The organism is Amycolatopsis sp. lyj-84 (assembly GCF_046549075.1).
Taxonomy (GTDB): domain Bacteria; phylum Actinomycetota; class Actinomycetes; order Mycobacteriales; family Pseudonocardiaceae; genus Amycolatopsis.
In genome coordinates this window covers 60,837-84,833 of record NZ_JAJPWO010000015.1, presented here as the reverse complement: position 1 = coordinate 84,833, position 23,997 = coordinate 60,837, and the positions used below count along the sequence as shown (strand labels likewise).

The following is a 23,997-nucleotide window of genomic DNA, read 5'->3' as shown; positions in this document are numbered from 1 at the left end:
TCCTCTCACCGGGTGTACCGTGCGGCAGTCACCGGTCCGGGTGGAGGATCTCTGTCTGTGCGCTACCGTCCGATTTCTCCCGCTCTGCTGGTCTCCGAACTGACCGACCGCATCACGGCGATCACCGGCCGCCGCCGGATCGCGGTCGCCGTCGACGGCGCGGCCGGTGCGACCAACACCACAGAACTCGCCGACGCCCTGGTCGATCCCCTGCGGATCGCCGGTCACGCGGCGTTGCGGATCTCGGCGAACGACTTCCTCCGCCCCGCCTCGCTGCGTTTCGAACGCGGCAAGGAAGACCCGGACTCGCGCTACAGCGACTGGCTCGACCTCGGCGCCCTGCGCCGCGAGGTGCTCGACCCGCTCGCCGAGGGCGGCAGCGGCCGGGTCCTCCCCTCGCTGTGGGACCCGGTCCGCGATCGCGCCACCCGTGCCGAACGCGTCGAACTGCCCGAGGGCGGCGTCGTGCTGGTGGAGGGCGAGTTCCTGTTCGGCGCGGGACTCGCCTTCGACCTGAGCGTGCACCTGTGGCTCTCGCCGTCCGCGCTCAAGCGGCGAGTCCCCGACGAGTGGGCGCTCCCCGCTTACGAGCGCTACGAACAGGAAGTCGACCCCACGGCGCTGTCCGACGTGGTGATCCGCGTCGACGACCCGAACCATCCCGCGCGCTACGAACCCTGACCGGCTATCGGATCGCGGCGACCGGGTCGCCGTCGAGCAGCCCGGAAAGCCTGCTCGCCATGGTGTCCCACCGCCAGTTCTCACTGACCCATTCGCGGCCGGCGGCCCCCATCCGCCGCGCCCGCACCGGATCGTCCAGCAGCGCGGCCAGCGTCTCCCTCAGCTGCTGTTCGTCACGGCCGTCGACGACGTGCCCGGTGACCTCGTCCAGCACCGTTTCCGGGGCACCGCCGGAGTTCCCGGCGACGACCGGCAGCCCGGTCGCGGAAGCCTCCAGGTACACGATGCCGAGGCCCTCGACGTCGAGCCCCTTCCCGCGGGTCCGCGCCGGCATGGCGAAGACGTCACCCGCGTTGTAGTGCGCGGGCAACTCCTTCCACGGCACCGATCCGGTGATGACCACGTCGTTTTCGAGCCCCAGCGCTCCGACGAGGCCGGTGAGCGTCTTGCGGTACGGGCCGCCGCCGACGATCAGCAGCGCCACGTCCGGGACGCGCCTGCGGAGCTCGGGCAGGATCTTGATGAGCATGTCCTGGCCCTTGCGCGGCACCAGCCGCGAAACGCAGACGATCGTCGGACGGTCGCCGAGACCGTGCCGGTCGCGGATCTCCTTGCCCGCGGCGGCGTCCGGGCGGTAGAGCGCGGTGTCGACGCCGCACGGGAGCATCTCCAGCCCCGCCATCGGGCCGAAAGCGGCCGAAAACCGGGAGCGCGTGTATTTGCTGACGTAGGTGATCACGTCGACGGTGTCGCCGATCCGCCGCAACGCCTGCCGCGAGCCCGGAAGCATCGACCAGCCGACCTCGTGGCCGTGCGTCGACGCCAGGACCCGGCGGGCGCCCGCCGACCGCAGCGGCTGTCCCAGCAGGGCGAGCGGGGCGGCGGCGCCGAACCAGACGGCCTCGCAGTCGCGGGCCCGCATGATCTCCTTCGCCCGCTTGAGAACGTCCGGTGTCGGCAGCATGAGCGACGTCGGATGGCGCACCACCTCGAACGGGGCGGCGGCGTCGAACTCGCCGTGCGAGCCGGTGCTCGATTCCCAGGACGGGGCGTAGACGACGAGGTCGTCCGCGGGGAGGCGGGTGGCCAGCGAGTTCAGGTAGTTCTGGATGCCGCCTGGCCGGGGCGGGAAGTCGTTGGTCACGAGCAGGGTCCTCAGCACCCCTGCAGGCTACTTGGCCCCCGGTACGCGAAAAGGGCGGCACCGCCTGCGCGGTACCGCCCCTTTTCGGTATTCGTCAAGCCGTCGGGCGACGGGCTCCGACGTAGTTGTTCTGCAGCGGCGACACCTTGACGACGTCGCCGGTGGTCGGCGCGTGCACCATCATGCCGTTGCCGACGTACATGCCGACGTGCGAAACCGGTGAGTTGTAGAACACCAGGTCGCCCGGCTGGAGCTGCGAGCGCTGCACCGGGGCGCCGAAGGTCGACTGCTGACGGCTGGACCGCGGCAGGGTGACACCCGCCTGCTTGTACGCCCACAGCATCAGACCCGAGCAGTCGAACGACGACGGGCCGACGTCACCCCAGCCGTAGGGGCTGCCGAGCTTGCTCTTCGCGGCCGAGAGGGCCGAAGCGGCGGCGGGACCCGGGGCGGGCAGGTTGGGGAACGCGCCGCCCTTGTCCTTCTGGGCGGCCTTGTCCGCGGTGCTCAGGTTGCCGCTGGCCCGCTGGATCTCCTTGAGCTGGTCGTCCAGCGTCTTCTTGCGCGCCTCGATGTCCGTCGTCAGCTTGGAGGCGGAGTCACGGGCGGCGGTGGCCGCACCCTGGGCATCCGACGCCTGCTTCGCGGAGGCCGCGGCCTGGGCGACGGCACCACTCAGGTTGTTCAGGGCGGTGTTCTTGTTCGCGGCGAGGACCTCGAGCGCCGAGGAGCGCTCCAGGAATTCCTGGGTCGACGCGCCCGACAGCAGCGACGACAGCTTGTTCAGCTGCACACCGCTGGTGAACGACGCACCGGCGAACTTGTTGACCTCGGCCTGGAACGTCTTCTCGTCACCGGCCGCCTTGACGCCGATGTCCTTGGCGGCTGCGGCGTCGGCGGTGGCCTTGTCGAGCTCGCCCTGCTTCGCGGTGAGGTCGTCCTTCGCCTTGAGGAGATCCTCGTTCGCCTTCTCGGCCTGTGCCGCGAGGTCGCGGTACTTGGCGAGCGCGTCCGATCCGGAGGGGGGCTGCTGGGGGGCGGGGGCTGGGGCGGCAGTGGCGGCAGGCTGGGCGACCGTTACGGCTGTGATCACCGCGGCCGCGGCCAAAGCTCCTGACACCACGCGCTTGACTGGATGCGACTGCACGGTCGCGCGTGTCTCCTTTGCTGTCGGCCACCTACTCCGGAACCCGGGACGAAGAGGTCGGGGGCCCTCTTCCGCGAAGCCGCGTCGCCGGCCGTGAGGCCCGCGCGGTTCCCCGCGTTCCCGCCTTGCGCCTGGCCGAGTGCTATCGCAACAGGTTTGGCGCGTGGCTGGTTCTGGTGCAACTCCCCGACAAAGCTGCTTCAGTGGCGATCCCGTGTCGTCATCTGGCGACGACTTCCGGCCACGAGATCTCGGACAGGTTACGAAACCACGGGCACCGCGTCCACCGTGCCCACCACAAAAACTCTCCGTGATGCGCCGAAACACCTTCGGACCAGCATGAGCGGAAAGTTGTGACGGGCGTTACATCCTGGGGCTTGTCACGACTACCTACCGTTCACCCGATCGGATCGACCACTCGTCGAATGCCCCGGTCGCGGCGTGTCTCAAGCCGTCATCCGGCGCTCCTGACCGACGATCTCGACCATCCGGAGGCGCGGGATCATCCCGGCTTCCGCGAGCGCGTCGACGGCCTTCCGCTCGTCGGCGTCCCATTCGAGCGCCGGGGGCGCGCCGAGGAGAACACTGACGACACAGTCATGACATGCGTCACCGCGGACCGCGCAGCGGTCGCAATCGATGACGAACGTCTCTATGTCCGCTATATCGGCGATGGCCTTGTCGTCCATCTCGGACTCCTCACTTTCAGTGGTGAGGTGCACGTTAAGAGCGACCACCGACAGTTTCCGGACCTCGTTGAGCGGTAGGAGCGGAGCGCCGCGGCACGTTCGAGTGTGGAGTGCTCAGCGCGTGCCGGATGTCGACGATGAAGGAATTGGGACGTCGAGTGTCCCGATTCCTTCATCGTCGAGGCGGGTGTTCCGTTCTCGGAGCTTGATCAACGGAGGATCGGGGACACTCAACGTCCCAAATCTTCCCCACTCACACGCCAGCCAGCGAGAGCCCCAAGGGACACCGACACAAGGCCGGATTCCTGTGGGTCGGCGCAACTACGGGTCCGTCAGAACCGTCCTAGCCACTCACGAGGCCCACGCGCTGCCGCACCCGTCACACCCGGCTGAGCCTCGACACCAGCACCGCCGAGGGCACCGGATGCGCGCCCTTCCGCCGCACCGAGTCGGCCACCGCGCGGTCCGTGCTCGCGACCACCATCGGCCGCCCGGGCGGCTCGGCCGCGACCAGGGACCGGATGACGTCGTCCGCGAGCACGCCGCGTTCGGAGAACAGCACCCGCACCCCGCGCGGCACCGCCGCGGGCACGGAGAGCACCCCGGCGCCGTCGAACACCACGGTCACCTCGGCGCTGGTCCGCGCGGCCAGCGCGGAAAGCTGGTGGATAAGCCGGTCGCGCTGGTCGGAAAGCGCCAGCTCCGGATAGCCCGTCTTCGTGACGTTGTAGCCGTCGACGATCAGATGCACGTTGGGCAGCGCGAGGTGCCTGTCGAGCGCGGTGACGTCCTGGATCTTGCCGCCCGCCCCCAGGCCCGACGTCGCACCGCGGACCATGTCCGCCGGCCGCTGGCCCCGCGCGCTCACCGAGAGTTCCCGGCGCAGGCCGCCGACGGCGCCTTCGATCGTGTCCAGTAGCAGCCCGAGCCGGACCTCGTCGGCCTGACGCGCCTCTCGGGCGGACTGACGGGCGATCTCAGCGTCTGTGACGGCCTTCTCCGCCCGCACCCGCTCAGCCGCGACTCGCTGCCTCTCACGGTCCAACTGGGCCTTCAGTGCCTTGACCTCTTCGGCGCGCTCGGCACCGCCGCTCTCCATTTCGGCGTGAGCCTGCGCGACCGCGTCCTTGGCCTGACGCAGCTGGACGCCTTGCTCCCGCAGGCGCTTCAACAGCTTCTCGACCTCGGCGTCACGTTCGCCCCGCGCGCCACCGGCGATCTCCTTGGCCCCGCGCAAGTCTTCACGCAGCTGCGCCACTTCGGACTCGAGCCGCTGGTTACGGGCCAGCGCGGCGTCGCGTTCTGCACGCAACGCCGTCTCCTCGGCGTTCTTCGCCACCAGCCGGACCCGGCCCGCCGCACCCGCTTCGCCCAGCAGCACGGCGGCGGCCGCGGCGGCGACGGAATCGGGGGCGTTCGGGTCGAGGGCGTCCGTGCGGTGGTCGCGCAGCCATTCGGTGACCGCGACCCGGAACTGCGACGACTCCCCCAGCGCGGCGAGCAACGCCGTCCCGCCGAGTTTCGCGCGCTTGGCCGGAGCGAACTTGGCGACCGGGCGCAGCTGCCTCGGCACGTCGGCGACCGGCAGCTTGCCGACGGCGGCGGCCGCCAGCTCGGCGATCCGCTCACGTACGGTCTCCGGCAGGGACGTCCAGCCTTCGGCCGGGACCTCGTCGGACGGCCCACCTGACGACGCCACGACCCCCGAGGGGCCGCCAGTGGCGTCCTCGGGCAGTTCGGGCACTGCGGGCTGCGGCTGCATCGCTCCAGGGTAGGCCCCATGGGCTCAGGGCGCGCTCGATGGGACACCGTGCGCGAATACTGAGATTGTCGGTGCCCACCCCTACTGTGCCCGACCATGGACACCGGACGGCGGCCGGGGGCGGCGCAACTCGCCTTCGACGAACTCGGAACACCCTTGCGGGACACCACTTTCGTCGTCTTCGACCTGGAGACCACCGGGACGAAACCCGGGCCGGACGGGATCACCGAGATCGGCGCGGTCAAGGTCCACGCAGGTGAGATCGTCGGCGAGTTCGCCACCTTCGTCAACCCGGGGATGCCGATCCCGCCGCAGATCGTCGAGCTCACCGGCATCACCAGCGCGATGGTCTACGACGCCCCCCGGATCGAGCGGGTCCTGCCGGCGTTCCTCGAGTTCATCTCCGGTGCCGTGCTCGTGGCGCACAACGCCCCCTTCGACACCGGTTTCATGCGCGCGGCCTGCGAAGGCCACGGTTACCGCTGGCCGAAGACGGCCGTCGTCTGCACGGTCCGGCTCGCCCGCCGGGTCATCTCCCGTGACGAGACGCCCAGCTACCGGCTTTCCGCGCTGGCCGCGCTGTTCGGGGCGAGGACGACGCCCAACCACCGCGCCCTCGCGGACGCGCGCGCCACAGTGGACGTCCTCCACGCACTGCTCGAACGCGTCGGCAACGTCGGCGTCCACACGCTCGAAGAGCTGCTGGACTACCTGCCCGAGGTGACCCCGGCCCAGCGCCGCAAACGTTCGCTGGCCGAGCATCTGCCGTCGAGGCCCGGGGTCTACCTGTTCCGCGGCCCGAGCGAGGAGGTCCTCTACGTCGGGACGTCGTCCGACCTGCGGCGGCGCGTCCGGCAGTACTTCACCGGCTCGGAAAGCCGCGGGCGGATCCGGGAGATGGTCGCGCTGGCCGAGCGGGTCGACACGGTCGAGTGCGCGCACGCGCTGGAGGCCTCCATCCGGGAGCTGCGGCTGATCGCCGCCCACCGCCCCATGTACAACCGCCGTTCCAAGAATCCGCGGCACGCCTGGTGGGTCTCGCTGACCGAGGAGGCGTTCCCGCGCCTTTCGGTGGTCCGCCTGCCGCGGGACGGGACGCTGGGCCCCTTCCGCACCCAGACCGACGCCCGGTCGGCCGCGGACACTCTCGCCGGCGCCACCGGGCTGCGCACGTGCACCCAGCGCATCTCGGCCACCGCGCCGAGCGGCACCCCCTGCGTCCTCGCCGAGCTCGGCCGCTGCGGCGCGCCGTGCGCCGGTCTGCAGACGGTCGAGGCGTACCGGCCCGGCGTGCTGGCGGTGTCCGGTCTCATCGCCGGGACGGACGCCCGCCCGCTGCGGGCCGCCGCCGACCAGCTGGCCCGGCTCGCCGAGGCCGAACACTACGAACAGGCCGCCCAGCACCGCGATCAGCTGGCCGGGCTGATCCGCGCGGTCGGCAGGGCACACCGGCAGTCTGCGCTGGCGGGTATTCCCGAACTGATCGCCGCCGGGCCGGACGGGAAGGGCGGCTGGGAACTCGCGGTGATCCGGCACGGCAGGCTCGCGTCGGCGGGCGTCGCCCGGCGCGGGGTGCCGCCGATGCCGGTGGTCGAGATGCTGGTGGCCTCGGCGGAGACGGTGATCCCCGGTCCAGGGCCGCTCTTCGGCGCGATCTCGGAGGAGGTCGGCATCCTGCTCCGCTGGCTGACCCGCCCGGGGGTCCGGCTCGTGCGCACCACCCACCCGTGGGCCGAGGCGGCCGTCGCGGGCGGCTGGCAGGAGTGGCTCGACCTGGCCGCGAGCGCGACGGCGCTGGAGCGGGTCGCGGGCTAGGATCTTTTTGCCGGGACCAAGCCCGACGGAGACGCGCGACAACGAACACAGGAGGACCCTTTGATCACGGCGATCGTGCTGATCCAGGTCGAAGCCGATGCGATCCCCGAAGCGGCGCAGGCGATCGCGGACATCGAGGGCGTCCGCGAGGTCTACTCCTGCGCGGGCGACGTCGACCTGATCGCTTCGGTCCGCGTCGCGGCCCACGAAGACCTCGCGGATCTGATCCCGGCGAAGATCGGCAAGGTCCCCGGAGTGCTGAGCACGGTCACGCACATCGCGTTCCGCTCGTACTCGAAGGCGGACAGCGAGTCGGCCTTCGACATCGGGGTGGAAGGCGCCTGACAATTCCTTTCCGGACACATGTCGCAAGAGTGATTTCCTGACTAGTCCAGGCGGATCTTGCGCGAATCGGACATCAGCGGTTAGGTGAACCTCGACCGGGATTTCACTGGGGGAATTCCGGGAACTGGGGATAACTGAACATGTACCGAAGATCGGTCCCTTCGGGGATCGCGGCGATGGCCGCTGCCACTTTCCTGTCCGGAAACCTCGCGATCGCGTCACCGATGGCCGCCGAAGTGGCGAAAGACGTCGCCACGACGGAAGTCCCGCCCGCCGGTGTCCTCGAAAAGGCCAGGGCCGTCACGGCCATCGGCGAAGAGATCACCGGTGAGTGGACCTCACTGGACGACAAGGCGTTCGTGTTCCGCGTGTACGACCGGGCCGACCCGGCGCAGTACCCGCTGACCAGGATCGAGGCGTATCGCGTCTACAAACTCGAAGTCGCCGACGCGTCGGCGTTCATCCGCACCGGGATCCACGAATTCGTCGAACGCGACCACGACGAGAAGATCCGGCGCGACCGGGAAGTCGCGCTGGCCAGGAAGGCCAGGGAGGACGCGGCGCGCTGGGCCGGGATCACCGCCGACGCCGCGATGCTCGACGGGACCGACCAGAACTTCGTCTACCAGGTCTGGAAACGCGCTTCCGGGCCGAAGGTGAAGAACGGCGCTCTCGACGCCTGGGGCGGCGACGCGGCGGCGTGGAAGACGTACATCACCACCACGATCTACGACCTGCACACGCGAGATCAGCTCGACGCCATCGAGCGTGAACGCGAGCGGGACGAAGAAGCCGCGAAGAAACTGGAATCCGACTTCGCCCGCACCAACGCGGTCAACGCCGTCCCGGTCCCGCCGAACCCGGCGTGGCTCGGCCTGACCGACGACGATTTCATCCGTGAGCTGCTCAAGACCACCCAGCTCGCCGATCCGGTCCACGCGGAGGTCAAGGCCGCCGCGCTGGCCGCGCTGCAGAGCAGCGACAGGCTCGTGTGGCGGGCGTACATCGACCGCGGTGTCCACGACGCGGTCAAACGGGACGGCGCCCGCGAACAGGCCGCGCGCGACGAGGCCGACCGCCAGAAGGTGCGGGACATCAGGGCGAAGGCCGAGGCCTCCCGGTTGCGGCCGCGGCTGGTCCAGGCCGCCGACGCGGCACTGCGGGGCACTCCCGCCGACGTGACCGCTTTCCTGCGGGACGGGCAGTTCCTTCCGCTGGCACAGTCGCTCATGGCCACCTCGCAAGGGCGGCGTGGCTACTACGTGACCGGCAACGTCGTCGGCGAAGGGACCGTCGGCACCGGCGACAACCCGAACCGGCCGACGGGGACCAGACCGTTCCCCGCGGCGAACTGGCGGGTGGTGACCGGACTGGCCGACGCGGGCTGCTATTCGCTGGAATCCACCCGTCAGGCGGGTATCTACCTCCGGCAGCAGAACCTCGCGGTGAAGGTGCAGGGTCACGACGGCACGGACCAGTTCAAACTCGACGCGACCTGGTGCCCGAAACCCGTCTCGGCCCACGTCGCCCTGGAATCGAAGGCCCAGCCGGGCCGGTTCCTCCGCCATTTCCAGAACAAGCTCTGGGCGGCGGCACGGACCGGGTCCGACGCCTTCGACGGCGGCCCGTCCTTCATGGCCGACATCGCGTGGGCGACCCGGGAACCGGACCCCGAGATCACCACGGTCCTCATGCTCCGGTGGCACAACGACGCCGCGGCCGCCGCGGCGGTGGGCGCGCCCGTCGCCGCCGAGGTGTTCGAAGGCTATGACGGCAACGGATTCCGGTACCGCGACTTCGCCAAGGGCCGGATGTACCAGCACGATCGGCTCGGACCGGCCGCGAAGTGGATGGGCTCGCCGTTCGTCGCGAGGTACGTCGCCTTCGGCGGCCTCCAGTTCTCGTTCCCGGAGACCGACCAGGAGACCCTCCCCGACGGCGCGCACCGCGTGAAGTTCCGGAACGGGGCGAGCCTCTACTGGGGCGACAAGTCGATCGAACCGAAACTCGTCTACGGCGCCATCCAGGACAAGTGGATCGCCGAAGGCGGCGGGACGGGTTATCTCGGATACCCGATCAGTGACGAATACGCCGTCGAAAACGGAAGGCGCAGCGACTTCCAAGGCGGCTGGATCGTGCACTACCCGGCGACGGGGCAAACGCTGGCCTATCGCCGCTGACCCTTTCCACCCATAACCGAATATCCATTCTGCACCGAAGTGATTGGGGGCTTCCGTGTATCTACGAATGCTGTCCTGTGCCCTGTGCGCGGCCGTCCTGTTCACCGGGACGGTCTCCGTTCCGGTGGCGGGCGCGGCCGTGCCGGGCGTCGTCTCGGCCTCGGCCTCGATGCCGGGTGAGATCGCCCGGCGAGAAGTGTTGTACCACGCGAAATACGGCTTCTACGCGACGGTGAAGACCGACGCGTGGGTGGCGCTGCTGAGCGAGGATCCGGACGCGGCGGCCATCGAGTTCCTGCGTCTTCCCGACGGCGGCCTCGTCTTCGCGAAGGAAAGGGCGCAGAACCTCGACAAACGCAACATCGATTTCCTGAACAGGCTGCTGGAAACGCACACCCGGCAGTATTCGCCGGAGGTCTACGAAGCGGCCTCGAACTACCTGACCGAGTCGCCGTCGAAACGCGAAGAGTTCTGTCACGGCGGTGGTTACGAGGCCGCCAAGGCCCGCGACCTGAAGTTCCGCGCCGATCTCGGAGAGCAGAAACGGGCACTGGTCGAGGAGGACCGCCGCTACATCCGGATGCTGGCGCAGAACGATCCCGGCGCGCAGGTGCGGTTCGCCGCCTCCTACGCCGTCCGGGCGGGAGCGACCGACGACGATCTGACCGACTTCTTCGCCTGGGGCTGGGCGCACGCGGCACGGCTGGACATCGAGTCGTTCCGCGAGCGGGTGCTGGACCAGAACCAGCAGTGGCTGCACACCATCGCGCGGCTGATCACCGACGCGGAAGCCGCGGAGAAGGCCGCCAGGGAGACCGAGGGCGAAGCCGGGAAAGAAGCCAGGGACAAGGCAGCCGCGGCCTGGCGAAGCGTCGGCACGCAGGCCTCGCCCGCACAGTCCAAATGGGAGGAGGCGCGTGACTTCTCGCGGCAGCAGGCCGAAACCTGGCGCGCCATCCTGCTCGCGGCCCAGCAGGCGCAGAACCCGAACTGGAACGCGATGATCGACCCGGCGAAAGCGACCGAGGCCGATTGGGAGAACAACCGCTCGATGGCCGTCGACCAGGCCGCGTACTGGGAATCGCTGCTGCGACAGGCACTCGAAGGCGAACAGCGGGTCAAGAACCCGAGCTGATCACGACCGTCTCTCTCGAGAAGAAGGAACTGGGGTATGCGAAGAACGACTATGTCCACGTCACGGTTGTGCCGTGGCCTGGCGGTGGCAACCGTCGCCGCCGCCTTCTCCGGACTGCTGGGCATTCCCGCCCACGCGGCCGAACCACCGCCGGGGCAGGCCGTGCCGCCGGCGATCCCGACGGCCGAACCCGACGTCGGCTCGACGACCATTCTCCCCGCCACGCAACGGGAGAAGTACGACGCCGTCAACGCCATCCACGTCGGGGAACCGACCGACGACTGGCTCCGGCTGTCCGACCGGAACTTCGTCTTCCGGATCTACGACAAGATCAGTATCGACAAGTTCCCCCGCACCAAGGCCGAGGCCTCCCGGGTCTACGGGCTCGCCGTGCCCGACGCCTCGGTGTTCATCCGGACCGGCGTCCACGAGTTCGTCCAGCGCGATCAGGACGAGCAGGTGCTGCGCGACGCCGAAAAGCAGCATCGCGTCACCACCCGGATGAAGGCGATCGAGAACGCGCACATCGCCCCGGACCCGGCGATGCTCGACCTGACCGACCGGAACTTCGTGTTCCAGGTCTTCAGCCGGGCCACCACCGGGAGCAAGGTCAAGGCGGGCGCCGCCACCGCGTATCAGGGTGACGCCGCCGTGTGGAAGACCTTCATCGAGGTCACCGTCCTCGAACTCGCCGAGCAGGACGACTTCGCCGCCATCGAAAAGGCGCGTCAGCAGAGCGAAGAAGAGGCACAGCGCGTCGAGCGCGAACTCAAACGGCGTTCGGCGGTGGCCGCCATCCCCGCCACCTTCCAGACCGTTTGGCTGCAGGCACCCGACGACGTCTTCATCCGCGAACTGCTGCGTCTCCCCGAACTCGCGGTCCCGGCGAACGTCGAGATCAAGGACGCCGCCGACCTCGCTTCGCGCAGCACCGATCCGGCCGTGTGGCGGACGTTCGTCAACACCGGCCTCAAGCAGGCGGCGGACCGGGGCAAGGCCCGCCGCGAACGCGAGGAGGACGAGGCGAACCGCCGTGTCGTCCGGGAGATCAGGACCAGGGCGGAGAACGGCGGTGTCCGGCCCCGGCTGGTCGCGGCCGCCGACACCGCGCTCACCGGTTCGCGCTCCGACGTCGTCGCGTTCCTGCGCGAGGGCCAGTACCAGGTGCTGAACCAGTCGCTCCAGACCGTGACCCCCGGGGTGAAGGGCTGGTACGTGCACTCCGGCGGCGGCGATGCCTGGATCACCCCCGGGCAGGCCGGTACCGACGGCACCAAACCGCTGCCGTACGCGACGTGGAAGGTCGCGAGCGGGCTCGCCGACCCCCTCTGCTACTCGTTCGAATCCGTCGACCGCACCGGGAACTACCTGCGGCAGCAGGACTTCCGGGTCAAGCTGCACGGCAACGACGGCACGGACGCGTTCAAACGGGACGCGACCTGGTGCCCGAAGCGCACCGGCTGGGGCATCGCGCTGGAGTCGAAGGCGCAGCCGGGCCGGGTCCTGCGGCACACCGACGCGCAGCTGTGGGTCGCGCAGCTCGGCGGCGGCAACTGGTTCGACACCGAACGGCTGTTCAACGAGGACTCGGGCTGGAAGGTCGTCGCCCCCAACCCCGAGGTCTCCACCCCGCTGATGCTGGGCTGGTACAACGACGACCAGCTTCGCGCCCTGGCCGGGAACCCGAAGGCCGCCGAGGTCCACGACGCGGGCGTCCGCTACCGGGACTTCCAGAACGGGCGCGTCTACTGGGGCCCGGAGACCGGCGCCAGGTTCGTCACGGGCGAGGTCCACACGCGGTATCTGGCCTTGGGCGGGCACAAATGGCTGCTGCCGCTGACCCATCAAATCTCCGGGAGCGGTTCGGCGAAGATCTCGCTGCAGCAGGGTGTCGCGATCTATTGGACCCCGGCGACCGGGGCCAAGCTCGTGATGGGCGCCATCCGCGGCAAATGGGATTCGCTCGGCGCGGAGACCGGTCAGCTCGGTTTCCCGACCAGTGACGAGTACGACATCCCCGGCGGACGCCGCAGCGATTTCCAGAACGGCTGGTCCATCAGCTGGAACGCGGCCGACGGCGAACTGAGGGTATTCCGCCGCGTGGGCGTCCCCGTGGGCTGAGTCCGGCCCGAATCCGGCAGGGGACCGGGAGGTCCCGGTCCCCTGCCGGTCTTCTTTCTCCTCGACGAAGGTATTCCGAAATGCGAAGAACACTGGGGAACACCGGAAAACTGACCCGGACGCTCGCGATCCTGACCGTCGCCACCGCGCTGACCGGTCTGGTCGCCCCGGCGGGCGCGAGCGCCGCACCGCCACCGCCCGCGCCCGAGGTCCCGCTGGAGAGCCCGGACGTGGCGGCGGCCGAACTCCCGGCCGCGACCGAACTGGAAAAGGTCAGGGCGGTCCACGAGATCGAGGTCGGCGACGCGACGTCCGAATGGCGTAACGCCACCGACATGAACTTCGTCTTCAAGGTCTTCGACCGGATCAACGGCACCGATTTCCCGCTCACCAAAGAAGAGTCGTACCGCGTCTACCGGATCATGGTGCAGACGCCCGCCGCGCCGGACGCGACGGCGTTCATCCGCACCGGGGTCTTCGACTTCGCCGCGCGGGACCGGATCGAACGGCAGCGCCGTCAGGACGCGTGGAACGAGACCGTCCGTGTCCGGCGGGAGGTGCTGATCGACGCCGAACTCGCCTACGACGACGTCATCCTCAACGACAACGACCAGAACTTCGTCTACAAGGTCTACCAACGGGCTCCGGCGGGCACCAAGCTCAAGCTCGGTGCCCTCGACGCCTTCGGTGGCGACGCGGCGGTCTGGAAGGACTTCATCGAGAACAAGATCCGGGAGCTGCACCACCAGGACCAGCTCGACTACATCGAGCGGGAGAAACAGAAGGGCGAGGAAGAAGGCCGACGCGCCGAAGCGGTCGCGGCCAAGAAGGACGCCTGCCACAAGATCCCGGTCGTCGCCGTCGCGAGCTGGCTGCTGCTGCCCGACGACGACTTCATCCGGGAACTGCTGAAGACGCCGGAACTGGCCGACCCCGCGCACCGCGAGATCAAGAACGCGGCGAACGCCGCCTTGATCGCCGGGGCGGCGGACTGGACGCGGTTCATCGTCACCGGCATCGGCGAGGCCCGTGCCCGCGACGACGCCCGGATCCTGCGCGAGCGTGAGGAAGCCGACCGGCAGAAGGTGCGGGACATCAAGACGAAGGCCGATGCGAGCAGGCTGCGCCCGCGGCTCTCGGCCGCGGCGGCTTCGGTCGCGGCGACCGGGACCTGGGACCAGGTCAAGGACTTCCTCGCCAGGGGCCAGTACCTTCCGCTCGAGCAGGGTTTCTCGGGAGTCACCTCGAATACCCGCGGCTGGCACGTGCGCAGCGGCGGAGGCGACGCCTGGGCGACCCCGGGGACGCAGCCGGCGAACACCGTCACCGCCCCGCTCGGCGAGGCCAGCTGGAAGGTCGTCACCGGGCTCGCGGACGCGAACTGCTTCTCGCTCGAATCGGCCACCCGGGTCGGCAGCTATCTGCGGGTCGCGCCGAACCTGCGGGTCCAGCTCGCGGGCAACGACGGCACCGACGGGTTCAAGCTCAACGCGACCTGGTGCGCGCGGCCGGGCCTGGACAACAGCGCGGGCAACGTGAGCCTGCAGTCGAAGGCGCACCCCGGCCGGTACCTGAGGCAGTACTGGGGCGAACTGTGGGCCGCGCACGGCCAGAGCGCCGAGAACAACTTCGACACCACGGGCAATTACGCGACCGATGCGTCGTGGAAGACCGTCGACCCGAATCCCAACATCTCCACGAAGATCGACCTCCGCCTGCTCAACGAGGACTGGTGGCGTGAGTACTTCGGACCGGCGGTGACGCCGGAGTACATCGAGAACGGGGTGCGGGTGCGGAAGTTCCAGAACGGCGCGGCCTTCTGGAACCCTTCGCTGGGGCCGAAGAACATCCTGTTCCCGATCCTGACCAAGTACTGGTCCATGGGCGGGCACAAGGTCCCCGCCAACCTGCCCGTCGTCGACAACCTCTTCCTCCCGGACGGGGTCGGCCGGGCGACCCATCTCGAAAGCGGCCGGTCCATCTATTGGAGTCCCAGCACGGATTCGCGGCTGATCTTCGGTGCCATCCGCGAACTCTGGGAAAAGATGGGCTGGGAACGAAGCTGGCTCGGCTATCCCATCTCCGACGAGATGGACGTCCCGGGTGAACCCGGGAAGCGCCGGAGCATGTTCCAGTTCGGCAACATCGATCACACCGCCCAGAAGGGCGCGTGGGCGTACGCCAGGTGACACCGGTGGCCTCGCCGGGACACCGGCGAGGCCACCTTTCCTTTTCCAGGAAACGAAGACTTCTGGGGGTTCAGATGTCAAAACCCGAACACGCGCTGAGAGCGCTCGTCCTCTTTTTGGTCCTGACCGTTTTCGCCGGGCTGATCCAGCCCGGTTCCGCGTCGGCCGACGATCCACCACCCGTCACCCCGCCACCGACGTCGCCCGCACGGCCGATGCCGGAAGACCCGTACCGCAACTGGGACGGACAGGCGGGTGTCCCCTCCCTCGTCGGCGAACCGTTCGTCCGCCAGATCGTCACCGACTACGCGGAACTGGCCGAAGAGCCGGAAGTCCGCGAAGCCGCCGCGGCCGCGCTGGCCGCCGGAACCGCCGCCGCGCTGGAGGAATTCCTCGAACAAGGTCTCGACGCGGCCAAAGCCCGCGCCGCGGCACGCGTGGCCGAGACGGCCAGGCAAAACCGGGCCACGATCCAGGCGATGACGGGCACCGGCGGCCCGATCTTCAAGGCCGAGGTCCAGCGGGTGCTGGCGGGTACCGACACCGATCGCGAGCAGTTCCTGGCCTACGGCAAGGAGATCGCGCAGGAACGGGACACGCAGATCGCCGCCGGGACCCACGCCAGGGCCGACCAGCTGCGCGCGCGGGTCACCGCCCTGCTCGGCGTCGCCGGGCACCACGTGAAGACCGCGGCGCAGGCCGCGCTCGACGCCGGTGACGCCGCGATCGCCGAATTCCTCAACACCGGCTACCTGGCCGCCGCACGGCGCGACGCCGAAGACCGCGACAAGCAGATCCGCGACCAGGAGGCCGCCGAACGCGCGGCCGACCAGCTGAGCGATCTCGCCCGGCGGTCCGCCAGGGCGATGACCGCGCGCGGACAGCTCGTGGTGGCGCACGGCGACGCGCTGCGGGCGCTGCAGCGGGTGGCCAACGCGATGGTGCAGGCGGGCAACGAAGCCCGTAAGGCCAAGCAGATCCTCGACGCCAACGACGCGGCGGGGAATCACCCGGCGGACTCGTTCACCATCGTCAAGGCCGAAGCCGCGCGTCAGGTGGCCAACGCCCGCACCGCGTCGACCGACGCCGTCGGTGCCGCCGAACGAGCGGGTGTCCAGGCCGCCGAACTCATCGCCGCCGGGCTGCCCTACGGCACGCAGTGGGGCGACATGGCCCGGGGAATGGCCGCGGCCGCCCAGGGCGCCGTGCACGCTTCGGAGACCGCGCAGCACGCGATCGACGCCACCGAGGCGACCGATCAGGCCCGCAACGCGCAGGAACGGGCGGAGCGGCACGCGGAACAGGCACGTCAGTGGGGCCTGCACGCCGAACAGCACGCGCAGGCCGCCAAGGCGGTCGCCGATGCCGCGGCCGCACAGGCCGCGGCGGCCAAGGACGCCGCCGTCCGCGCCAAGTCCGCTCGCGAACAGGCGGAAACCGCGGCCGAGGCGGCCAGGGCGGCCGCGGACCGGACCCGCGGGCACCGGGAAGAGGCGCAACGCCAGCGGGACCGGGCGAAGAGCGCCCGGCAGGTCGCCGAGGCGGAACGCGTCAACGCGGCCAACGCGCGGCAGCGTGCCGACCAGGCGGCGGCGGAAGCGCGACGACAGCGCGGCGAGGCCCAGCGTCAGGCCGGGATCGCCGAGGACGCCAACCAGCGGGCGCAGCACCAGGAGCGGCTCGCTAGCGACGCCGAACAGCGGGCGGTCACCGAGGAAGGCAACGCGCGGACGGCCCGTGACAACGCTTTCGCGGCCGAGCAGCGCAAGCAGTCGGCCCAGGCCAAGGCGGACGCGCTCACCGCGGCCGAGGCGGCGGCACGCGGGACGACGGCCGAGGGCGACGCGCGCCGGGCGGCCGACTCGGCCCGGGCCGAGGCAGGACAGGCCACCACGGCGGCTTCCGCGGCACGGGACGCGGCCAACCGGGCGACCGGGGCGGCCGTGGTCGCCAGGGAAGCGGCGACCGAGTCGACCCGGGCCGCGGCCCGGGCACGCGCGGCCGCACAGGAGGCCAAGGCAGCCGCCGCGGCTTCGGACAGGGCAGCGGGCCAGGCCGAGTCGTCGGCCGCGGAAACGCACCAGCACGCGACCGTGGCCAACGTCAAAGCCAGCGAAGCGACCCTGGAGGAGACCAAGGCGGGCGAGGCCGCGCGGGCGGCCGTCCAGCTGGCCGAGCAGGCGTCCCAGGAGGCGATGCGCTCGCTGATGGCGGCGGAACGGACGCGTGCCGAGGCCGACGCGGCCTTCAACGAGTCGGTTTCGGCGGCCACGCAGGCGTCCGTCGCGCTCCGGGCGTCCACGGCGGCGAGCTCTTCGTCGGCGGCCATCACCGATCCGGCGAACACCGCGATCCGGGTCGTCGCGCCGTACGCGGGCACGGACATCGACGCGGACTTCGTCATCCTGGTCGCGAGCCAGGCCAGGGCGGTCGGCGACGAGCAGGCGAGGGCCGCGCGGGAACGGGCCGCCGAGGCCCAGTCGGCCGCCGAACGCGCCGCGGACGCGGCCAGGCGGGCGGCGGACGCGGTGAAACCCGCCTTCGAAGCCGCGGCACGGGCGGCGTCGTCGGCCGCGGCGGCGGCGAATTCCGCCGCGGAGGCACAGGAAGCGGCGGCACGCGCGGCGGCCGAAGGGGCACTCGCCCGAGCGGCGGGCGAACGGGCGAACGCGTCCGACGCGGCCGCCAGGGCCGACGCGCAGACCGCCAGGGCCGCCGCCAACGAGGCGAACGCCGACGCGGCCATCGCGGGCCGGAGCGCGGCCGCGGCCGAGCGGGAGGCGCAGGCCGCCCGTGACTCCGCGAGCCGGGCAGAGAACGACGCGCGGCTGGCCAGGGAAGCGGCGACGAACGCCGAAAGGTCGGCGGCCGAGGCCAGGGACGCCGCCGACCGGGCGGAGGAGCACGCCCGCAACGCCGCCGCCGCGGCCGAGCGGGCGAGGCAAAGCGCGACCGAGGCCCAGCAGGCCGCGGACCGCGCCGAAGAACGGCAACGCCAGGAAGAGGAGGAAGTACGGCGCAAGGCGGCCGAGGCGTCCGGGCAGCTCCCGGACCTGACGCCGGAAGAAGTCGCGATGCTTTCGACGTCCGATTTCGGGCGCATGCTCCTGGACGAATACCGGCAGGCGAGGGACAAGGCCCAGAGCGGCGGCGGGGTCGTCGAATTCCTCGTCGAGATCGGCGCCGAAGTGCTGCTGGAGGTCATCGGCTGGCGCGACGCGGAAAGGTGCTTCGGCGAGGGCAACATCGAAGCCTGCATCTGGACCGTGCTCAACGTGGCGTCGGTGGTCGCGGTGTTCCTGAAGTTGCCGAAGGTGGCTTCGGCGGTCGTGAAGATCATCGACAACATCAAGAAGTTCGTGAGCAAATCCGCGCTCTTCAGCAAGGTCGTTGAGAAGGTCACGCCGATCTTCAAGACCATCCGCAAATGGTGCAAGCGGCTCTCCGAAGTCCCGGCGACCGCGGCGAAAACCGCGGACTTACCGGACTTCACCTGCGGGATCGTCGACTACGACAGCGGCGGCATGTCGTCCATCGCGATGGACGCGCGGATCGGGTCCGGCTTCGGGATCAGCCGCAATATCGCGGTCGCCTACTTGGAAGGCTGGACCAACCCCGACGGCAAGTATCCGAACTACGTGATCGGTTACAGTGCGGGCAAGGACCATCACTCCGAGAAGGACATCGTCCAGAAGGTGCGGGCCAAGGGGAAGAACCCGAAGGACATCAAGGCCCTGTACTCCGAACGAGAGCCGTGTCCGGACTGTGATCGGGATTGGGTGCCCGAAATGGGGGACGATCTCAAGGTTTCCTTCTCGGTGGCCTGGACCAACGACGAGCTGCTCAATTCGGCGTACAAGACGCTCCTGCAGGGCTACATGCGGACCGCCTACCGGAAACGCGGTATCCACTTCCCCGGCGCGCTGATCGCCGAGACCAAGGAGGAACGCGTGCTCGTGGGTGCCGGATGACGTCGCCGCGACGGGTCTCCCCCGCCGACCAGGAACGGCTGCTCGCACTGGGCGGCCGGACCGCGGCCGTCCTGCTGGAGGCGGGTTTCCGGGTGATCGCCGAACCGGACCTCTCCGGCCTCAGCGACGAGGGCGGCGCGGCGATCGACGTGGACCTCTTCGGCGAAGCCGGCGGCGTCTACGTGAACTGGCTGATGAACGTCGCCTGGCAGGAGGAGGTCTACCGGCATCTGACGGCCGGGGAGATCGAACATCCGAGGGTGCGGCAGCTGAACTCCGCACACGCGGCGGTGAGGGCGGCGCTCACCGCGGTCCTCACCGCCGCGGGCCTCACCGTGGTACCGAGCGAGGACGACATGCGGCCGCTGGAGCTGCGGGTCGTCGGCTGACCAGCCACACGAGGGCAAGACGAAGGGCGCTTTCCCCGCATCGCATGCGGGGAAAGCGCCCTTGGTCGCGTGTAACGAGGGGAAAGTCCCCTTCAGCGGCGGTCCGCTAGTGCCCGGAGGTGATCTCCTTGCGCTCCTGCGAGGGCTCGCCGCCGATGTCGTCGACCTTGCCGTTGCCGTTGCCGTGCCCGTTGGCCCGGGCGCGCTCCAGCGCGATCGTCTCCTCGACCGGGTCCGGAGACCAGGTCGAACCCGCGACGGGGTGTCCGGCCGAGCCGAGCTTGTTCATCTTCTTCGGCACCGACGCGCCCTGGTACTCGAGCGGCAGCGGGTGGCCGTGGTCGTCCACCGGGCCGAGCGGCTGGTGGATTTCGATGAACTCACCGTGCGGCAGGCGCTTGATGATGCCGGTTTCGACACCGTGCTCCAGCACCTCGCGGTCGGCCCGCTGGAGACCCAGGCAGATCCGGTAGGTGAGGTAGTACGCGATCGGCGGTGCGAGCAGCACACCGATCCGGCCCGCCCACGTCGTCGCGTTCAGCGAGATGTCGAAGGCGAACGCGATGATGTCGTTGAAGCCCGACAGCATGATGACCGCGAAGAACGTCAGGGCCATGATGCCGAGCGAGGTCCGGACCGGGACGTCGCGCGGACGCTGCAGCAGGTTGTGGTGCGCGGTGTCCTTGGACAGCTTTCGCTCGATCCAGGGATACATCACCAGCAACCCGATCAGCAGTGGCATCCCGACCGCGCCGGGGAAGAACACCGCGGGGACCGTGTAGTTCCCCAGGTAGAGCTCCCACGCGGGCCAGATCCGCAGCATGCCGTCGGCCCAGGCCATGTACCAGTCAGGCTGTGAGCCCGCCGAGACCTGCGCCGCGTTGTACGGGCCGATGTTCCAGATCGGGTTGATCTGGAAGAGGCCCGACATCAGCGCGATGATGCCGGTGACCAGTGCGAAGAACGCACCGCCCTTGAGCGCGAAGACCGGCATGATGCGGACGCCGACGACGTTGGTCTCCTTGCGGCGCACGCCGGGGAACTGCGTGTGCTTCTGGTACCAGACCAGCGCGAGGTGCGCGCCGACGAGGGCGAGCATGATGCCCGGCAGCAGCAGGATGTGGATCGTGTAGAGGCGCGGGATGATCTCGTTGCCGGGGAACTCCCCGCCGAACAGCGCCCAGTGGATCCAGGTGCCCATGACCGGCACCGAGAGCACGATGCCCGACAGGGTCGCGCGGATACCGGTACCGGAGAGCAGGTCGTCCGGGAGCGAGTAGCCGAAGAAGCCCTCGAACATGCCCAGGACCAGCAGCAGCGCGCCGATGACCCAGTTCGCCTCACGCGGACGGCGGAACGCTCCGGTGAAGAAGATCCGGAACATGTGCACCATCATCGACGCGACGAAGATCAGCGCGGCCCAGTGGTGCAGCTGGCGGACGAACAGACCGCCGCGGACGTCGAACGAGATGTCGAGCGTGGTCGCGAAGGCCCGCGACATCTCGACGCCCTGAAGACCGGTGTAGCTGCCGTTGTAGACGACCTCCTCCATGGAGGGGTCGAAGAACAGCGTGAGGTACACACCCGACAGCAGCAGGATGATGAAGCTGTAGAGCGCGATCTCGCCCAGGAGGAAGGACCAGTGGGTCGGGAACACCTTGTTGATCTGGTGCCGCATGCCCTTGGCCAGGTGATACCGGTCGTCGGCCCACTTGGCACCCGCACCCGCGGCCTTCTCGACCGGGTTCGTCCCCTTCGTCGGGGTGGTGAGTGAACTCATGACTTACGCTCCCAAAAGGCCGGTCCGACGGCCTCGTTGAAGTCTCCGCGCGCGATCAGGAAGCCCTCTTTGTCCACTGTAATCGGAAGCTGGGCCAACGGCCGCGTCGCCGGACCGAAAATCGGCTTGGCGTAGTGGAGCGCGTCGAACTGCGACTGGTGACAGGGGCAGAGGATGCGGTTGGTCCGCTGCTCGTACAGGGAGGTCGGGCAGCCCACGTGGCTGCAGATCTTCGTGTACGCGTAGTAGTCACCGAAGTTGTAATCCTCCTGGTTCGCCCGCTTGACGACCTTGGCGGCGTCGGTGGGGCGAAGGCGGATCAGCATGACGGGGTTGTCGACCCGCTTGAAGGCGGCGGACAGCGCGTGCTCGTCCTCCCGCTCCGACTCGCGGAACGGGAACACCGTCTCCATGGCGCCCGCGTCGAGGTCCTCGACCCTGACCAGGGAGACCTCGTGCGGACGGCCGGTGTTGCGGCGCAGGTAGACGACCTCGTCCGGGAAGTTCTTCTTCCAGCCCGAGTGCCACAGCGAGTCGCGGCCTTCGGTGTCCTTCCAGGGGTCCTTGATGAAGGACGCCACCGGCAGGGCCGCGACGGCCAGGCCGAGCACACCGGCACCGGCGCCCGCGGACCGCTTGATCAGCGACCGGCGCGCGATGGTGCTGTGGCTGCCCGAGTGGGCCAGCTGGGCGAGGATGGTGGCCTTGTCGACCTCTTTCGACCCGCCGTCCCCGCGCTCCTGCACCGCGACCTCGGCCGGGATGAACTTCTTGGTGTAGAGGACCGCGCCGATGCCGATGCTGAGCACGGCGAGGCCGAGCGTGACCCCGAGCAGCGGCGTGTACAGCGTGTACTTGGTGTAGCCGGTCGTGCCCGGCTCCTTGTACTCGAACCAGTGCGGCCACGCGATGAGGACCACGAACGCGAGACCGGCGATCGCGGCCAGCACGAACCACAGCGCGACAGCGCGCTCGGCGCGCTTCTCCGCCCGCGTCCCCTCGACCGGCCACGGAGTCGGGTACTCGACGATCTCGACACCGTCGAGCGCGGTACCCAGCTTCACCAGCTGGTCGCGATCCATGTCCGCCAACTCCGCCTCTGTCGGCGGCTTCGGCCCTTCGGCGCTCATGCCTTCGATCCAATCCACAACGTCACGCCGATCAGCGCGGCGATCCCGACGATCCACGCGATCGCGCCCTCCGAGGCCGGGCCAATACCGCCGAGCGAGCTACCGCCGGGTGAGTTGTTCCCGTTACTCACGGACTTCACGAACGCGATGATGTCCTTCTTCTCCTCCGGCGACAGCTGCCGGTCGGAGAACTTGGGCATGTTCTGCGGCCCGGTGAGCATCGCGGTGTAGATCTGCTCTTCCGTGGCCGGGTCCAGGTTCGGGGCGAACTTGCCCGACGAGAGCGCGCCGCCGCGGCCGGTGAAGCCGTGGCAGGAGGCGCAGTTGAGGCGGAAGAGCTCGCTGCCGCGCGCGACGTCCTCGCCGCGCAGCGCGTCACCCTTCTCGGTGGGACGCTGCGCGCCACCGCCGTTGGCCTGGATGTAGGCGCCCAGCGCGTTGATCTCGGCCTCGGACAGCTTCGGCGGCTTGCGGATCGCCTGCGCCTCCTGGCGCACCGCCGGCATGCGGCCGGTCGAGGTCTGGAAGTACACGGCCGCGTCGCCGATGCCGATGAGGCTCGGGCCGCGGTCGGGGACGCCTTCGAGCTTCGGCCCGTGACATTCGATACACGTGTTGTTGTAGAGCTTCTCGCCCTCGCGCAGGAGGGCGGACTCGCCCTGCGCCTGCGCGGTCTGCGGCTCCGGAGCGAAAACGGCGTACAGGCCGCCCACGCTCAGCAGCGCGATCCCGAGCGCCAGCGCGCCGGCGAACCGCTTGCGCGCCTTCGAGCGCTTGCGGAAGCGGCGCTCCGTCTTGTCCTTGCTGGAGGTCATCTTGCGGCAACCCTTGCTGTCAGTTCAGGCCGATAGGTCGTGGTGGCGGCTTCGATCACGGAAGGATGTAGATCACCGCGAACAGGCCCACCCACACGATGTCGACGAAGTGCCAGTAGTACGACACGACGATCGCCGAGGTGGCCTGGGCCGGGGTGAACTTGCTCAGCTTGGTGCGGATGAGCAGGTACACGAACGCGATGAGCCCGCCGATGACGTGCAGGCCGTGGAACCCGGTCGCGAGGAAGAAGACCGTGCCGAACGGGCCGGACGGGATCGTCATCCCCTCTTCGATCAGGTGGAGGTACTCGTAACCCTGGCCGCCGACGAAGATCGCGCCCATGATCAACGTGATGATGTACCAGCGGCGGAGGCCGAAGACGTCACCCTTTTCGGCGGCGAACACGCCGAACTGGCAAGTGAACGAAGACGCCACGAGGATCACCGTGAACGGGATCGCCAGCGCGATGTTCAACTCGAAGGGCTCACCGTGCAGCGGCGGCGGCCACTGGCCGGTCGCGTTCTGCGCCTTCACGGTGAAGAACATGGCGAACAGTCCGGCGAAGAACATCAGTTCGCTGGACAGCCACACGATGGTGCCGACACTGACCATGTTCGGCCGGTTCAGCGAGTGGACCCGCTGGCTGATGGTGGGAGCTGCCGTTGTCACGCGTCGCATTATGTCCTCTCACGCACGGGGCCCG

17 protein-coding genes are annotated in these 23,997 nt (G+C 69.4%); 9 read left to right on the top strand and 8 right to left on the bottom strand.

What is annotated here, in order from left to right; genetic code table 11:
- The first annotated feature begins 57 nt into the window (after positions 1-57).
- On the top strand, positions 58-681 hold the full coding sequence (locus tag ACLJRM_RS35350) for a uridine kinase (RefSeq protein ID WP_410665569.1): 624 nt from the start codon (positions 58-60) through the stop codon (positions 679-681).
- Between the two features lie 4 nt (positions 682-685).
- Here ACLJRM_RS35350 and ACLJRM_RS35345 read toward each other — a convergent pair whose 3' ends face one another.
- The 4 genes from ACLJRM_RS35345 to ACLJRM_RS35330 form a co-directional block, all read right to left on the bottom strand.
- Positions 686-1,843 (bottom strand): glycosyltransferase family 4 protein, encoded by a 1,158-nt coding sequence (locus tag ACLJRM_RS35345; protein WP_410665568.1) that lies wholly within the window; start codon positions 1,841-1,843, stop codon positions 686-688.
- 76 nt (positions 1,844-1,919) lie between these two features.
- Entirely contained in the window at positions 1,920-2,972 is a 1,053-nt protein-coding gene (locus tag ACLJRM_RS35340; RefSeq protein ID WP_174720441.1) for an NlpC/P60 family protein, read from the bottom strand.
- Between the two features lie 446 nt (positions 2,973-3,418).
- On the bottom strand, positions 3,419-3,661 hold the full coding sequence (locus ACLJRM_RS35335; RefSeq protein WP_101613393.1) for a hypothetical protein: 243 nt from the start codon (positions 3,659-3,661) through the stop codon (positions 3,419-3,421).
- 379 nt (positions 3,662-4,040) lie between these two features.
- Complete coding sequence (locus tag ACLJRM_RS35330; protein ID WP_101609480.1) at positions 4,041-5,423, bottom strand: NYN domain-containing protein; 1,383 nt, start codon at positions 5,421-5,423, stop codon at positions 4,041-4,043.
- Positions 5,424-5,519: 96 nt separating this feature from the next.
- On the opposite strand from ACLJRM_RS35330, the gene ACLJRM_RS35325 reads away from it, so the two are divergent.
- The 8 genes from ACLJRM_RS35325 to ACLJRM_RS35290 all read left to right on the top strand — a co-directional run bounded on the left by ACLJRM_RS35325 (position 5,520) and on the right by ACLJRM_RS35290 (position 19,568).
- Positions 5,520-7,238 carry a DEDD exonuclease domain-containing protein gene (locus ACLJRM_RS35325; RefSeq protein WP_101609481.1) on the top strand — a complete coding sequence of 573 codons (1,719 nt, stop codon included), beginning with the start codon at positions 5,520-5,522 and terminating at the stop codon, positions 7,236-7,238.
- A gap of 60 nt (positions 7,239-7,298) precedes the next feature.
- Entirely contained in the window at positions 7,299-7,583 is a 285-nt protein-coding gene (locus ACLJRM_RS35320) for an Lrp/AsnC family transcriptional regulator (protein ID WP_005154220.1), read from the top strand.
- A 140-nt stretch (positions 7,584-7,723) separates the two neighbouring features.
- Positions 7,724-9,763 carry an AbfB domain-containing protein gene (locus ACLJRM_RS35315; protein ID WP_410665567.1) on the top strand — a complete coding sequence of 680 codons (2,040 nt, stop codon included), beginning with the start codon at positions 7,724-7,726 and terminating at the stop codon, positions 9,761-9,763.
- Between the two features lie 55 nt (positions 9,764-9,818).
- Positions 9,819-10,898: a hypothetical protein gene (locus ACLJRM_RS35310; protein ID WP_410665566.1), complete on the top strand. Its 1,080-nt coding sequence runs from the start codon at positions 9,819-9,821 to the stop codon at positions 10,896-10,898.
- A 36-nt stretch (positions 10,899-10,934) separates the two neighbouring features.
- Positions 10,935-13,019 carry an AbfB domain-containing protein gene (locus ACLJRM_RS35305; protein ID WP_410665565.1) on the top strand — a complete coding sequence of 695 codons (2,085 nt, stop codon included), beginning with the start codon at positions 10,935-10,937 and terminating at the stop codon, positions 13,017-13,019.
- Between the two features lie 80 nt (positions 13,020-13,099).
- Positions 13,100-15,208 (top strand): AbfB domain-containing protein, encoded by a 2,109-nt coding sequence (locus ACLJRM_RS35300; protein ID WP_101609486.1) that lies wholly within the window; start codon positions 13,100-13,102, stop codon positions 15,206-15,208.
- A 74-nt stretch (positions 15,209-15,282) separates the two neighbouring features.
- A complete protein-coding gene (locus ACLJRM_RS35295; protein ID WP_410665564.1) occupies positions 15,283-19,179 on the top strand; it encodes a nucleic acid/nucleotide deaminase domain-containing protein in 3,897 nt (1,298 codons plus the stop codon).
- The gene (locus tag ACLJRM_RS35290; RefSeq protein ID WP_410665563.1) at positions 19,176-19,568 is read left to right on the top strand and encodes a hypothetical protein; all 393 of its coding nucleotides are present in this window, start codon (positions 19,176-19,178) and stop codon (positions 19,566-19,568) included. The genes ACLJRM_RS35295 and ACLJRM_RS35290 overlap by 4 nt, the downstream gene beginning before the upstream one ends.
- A 106-nt stretch (positions 19,569-19,674) precedes the next feature.
- Here ACLJRM_RS35290 and ACLJRM_RS35285 read toward each other — a convergent pair whose 3' ends face one another.
- Genes ACLJRM_RS35285 through ACLJRM_RS35270 form a run of 4 tightly spaced genes read right to left on the bottom strand, consistent with a single transcriptional unit; the run spans position 19,675 to position 23,972 of the window.
- Positions 19,675-21,348 carry a cytochrome b gene (locus tag ACLJRM_RS35285; protein WP_410665562.1) on the bottom strand — a complete coding sequence of 558 codons (1,674 nt, stop codon included), beginning with the start codon at positions 21,346-21,348 and terminating at the stop codon, positions 19,675-19,677.
- Positions 21,345-22,478 carry a ubiquinol-cytochrome c reductase iron-sulfur subunit gene (locus tag ACLJRM_RS35280; RefSeq protein ID WP_101609490.1) on the bottom strand — a complete coding sequence of 378 codons (1,134 nt, stop codon included), beginning with the start codon at positions 22,476-22,478 and terminating at the stop codon, positions 21,345-21,347. The genes ACLJRM_RS35285 and ACLJRM_RS35280 overlap by 4 nt, the downstream gene beginning before the upstream one ends.
- Positions 22,475-23,293 (bottom strand): c-type cytochrome, encoded by an 819-nt coding sequence (locus tag ACLJRM_RS35275; RefSeq protein ID WP_101609491.1) that lies wholly within the window; start codon positions 23,291-23,293, stop codon positions 22,475-22,477. The genes ACLJRM_RS35280 and ACLJRM_RS35275 overlap by 4 nt, the downstream gene beginning before the upstream one ends.
- A gap of 55 nt (positions 23,294-23,348) precedes the next feature.
- A complete protein-coding gene (locus tag ACLJRM_RS35270; protein ID WP_073848452.1) occupies positions 23,349-23,972 on the bottom strand; it encodes a heme-copper oxidase subunit III in 624 nt (207 codons plus the stop codon).
- Between the last annotated feature and the right edge of the window lie 25 nt (positions 23,973-23,997).

What these genes read in the sequence shown, in the direction of transcription:
- ACLJRM_RS35335 (WP_101613393.1), bottom strand. Translation starts at nt 3,661, where the DNA reads ATGGACGACAAGGCCATCGCCGATATAGCGGACATAGAGACGTTCGTC.
- ACLJRM_RS35330 (WP_101609480.1), bottom strand. Translation starts at nt 5,423, where the DNA reads ATGCAGCCGCAGCCCGCAGTGCCCGAACTGCCCGAGGACGCCACTGGC.
- ACLJRM_RS35325 (WP_101609481.1), top strand. Translation starts at nt 5,520, where the DNA reads ATGGACACCGGACGGCGGCCGGGGGCGGCGCAACTCGCCTTCGACGAA.
- ACLJRM_RS35315 (WP_410665567.1), top strand. Translation starts at nt 7,724, where the DNA reads ATGTACCGAAGATCGGTCCCTTCGGGGATCGCGGCGATGGCCGCTGCC.
- ACLJRM_RS35305 (WP_410665565.1), top strand. Translation starts at nt 10,935, where the DNA reads ATGCGAAGAACGACTATGTCCACGTCACGGTTGTGCCGTGGCCTGGCG.
- ACLJRM_RS35300 (WP_101609486.1), top strand. Translation starts at nt 13,100, where the DNA reads ATGCGAAGAACACTGGGGAACACCGGAAAACTGACCCGGACGCTCGCG.
- ACLJRM_RS35295 (WP_410665564.1), top strand. Translation starts at nt 15,283, where the DNA reads ATGTCAAAACCCGAACACGCGCTGAGAGCGCTCGTCCTCTTTTTGGTC.
- ACLJRM_RS35290 (WP_410665563.1), top strand. Translation starts at nt 19,176, where the DNA reads ATGACGTCGCCGCGACGGGTCTCCCCCGCCGACCAGGAACGGCTGCTC.
- ACLJRM_RS35285 (WP_410665562.1), bottom strand. Translation starts at nt 21,348, where the DNA reads ATGAGTTCACTCACCACCCCGACGAAGGGGACGAACCCGGTCGAGAAG.
- ACLJRM_RS35280 (WP_101609490.1), bottom strand. Translation starts at nt 22,478, where the DNA reads ATGAGCGCCGAAGGGCCGAAGCCGCCGACAGAGGCGGAGTTGGCGGAC.
- ACLJRM_RS35275 (WP_101609491.1), bottom strand. Translation starts at nt 23,293, where the DNA reads ATGACCTCCAGCAAGGACAAGACGGAGCGCCGCTTCCGCAAGCGCTCG.
- ACLJRM_RS35270 (WP_073848452.1), bottom strand. Translation starts at nt 23,972, where the DNA reads ATGCGACGCGTGACAACGGCAGCTCCCACCATCAGCCAGCGGGTCCAC.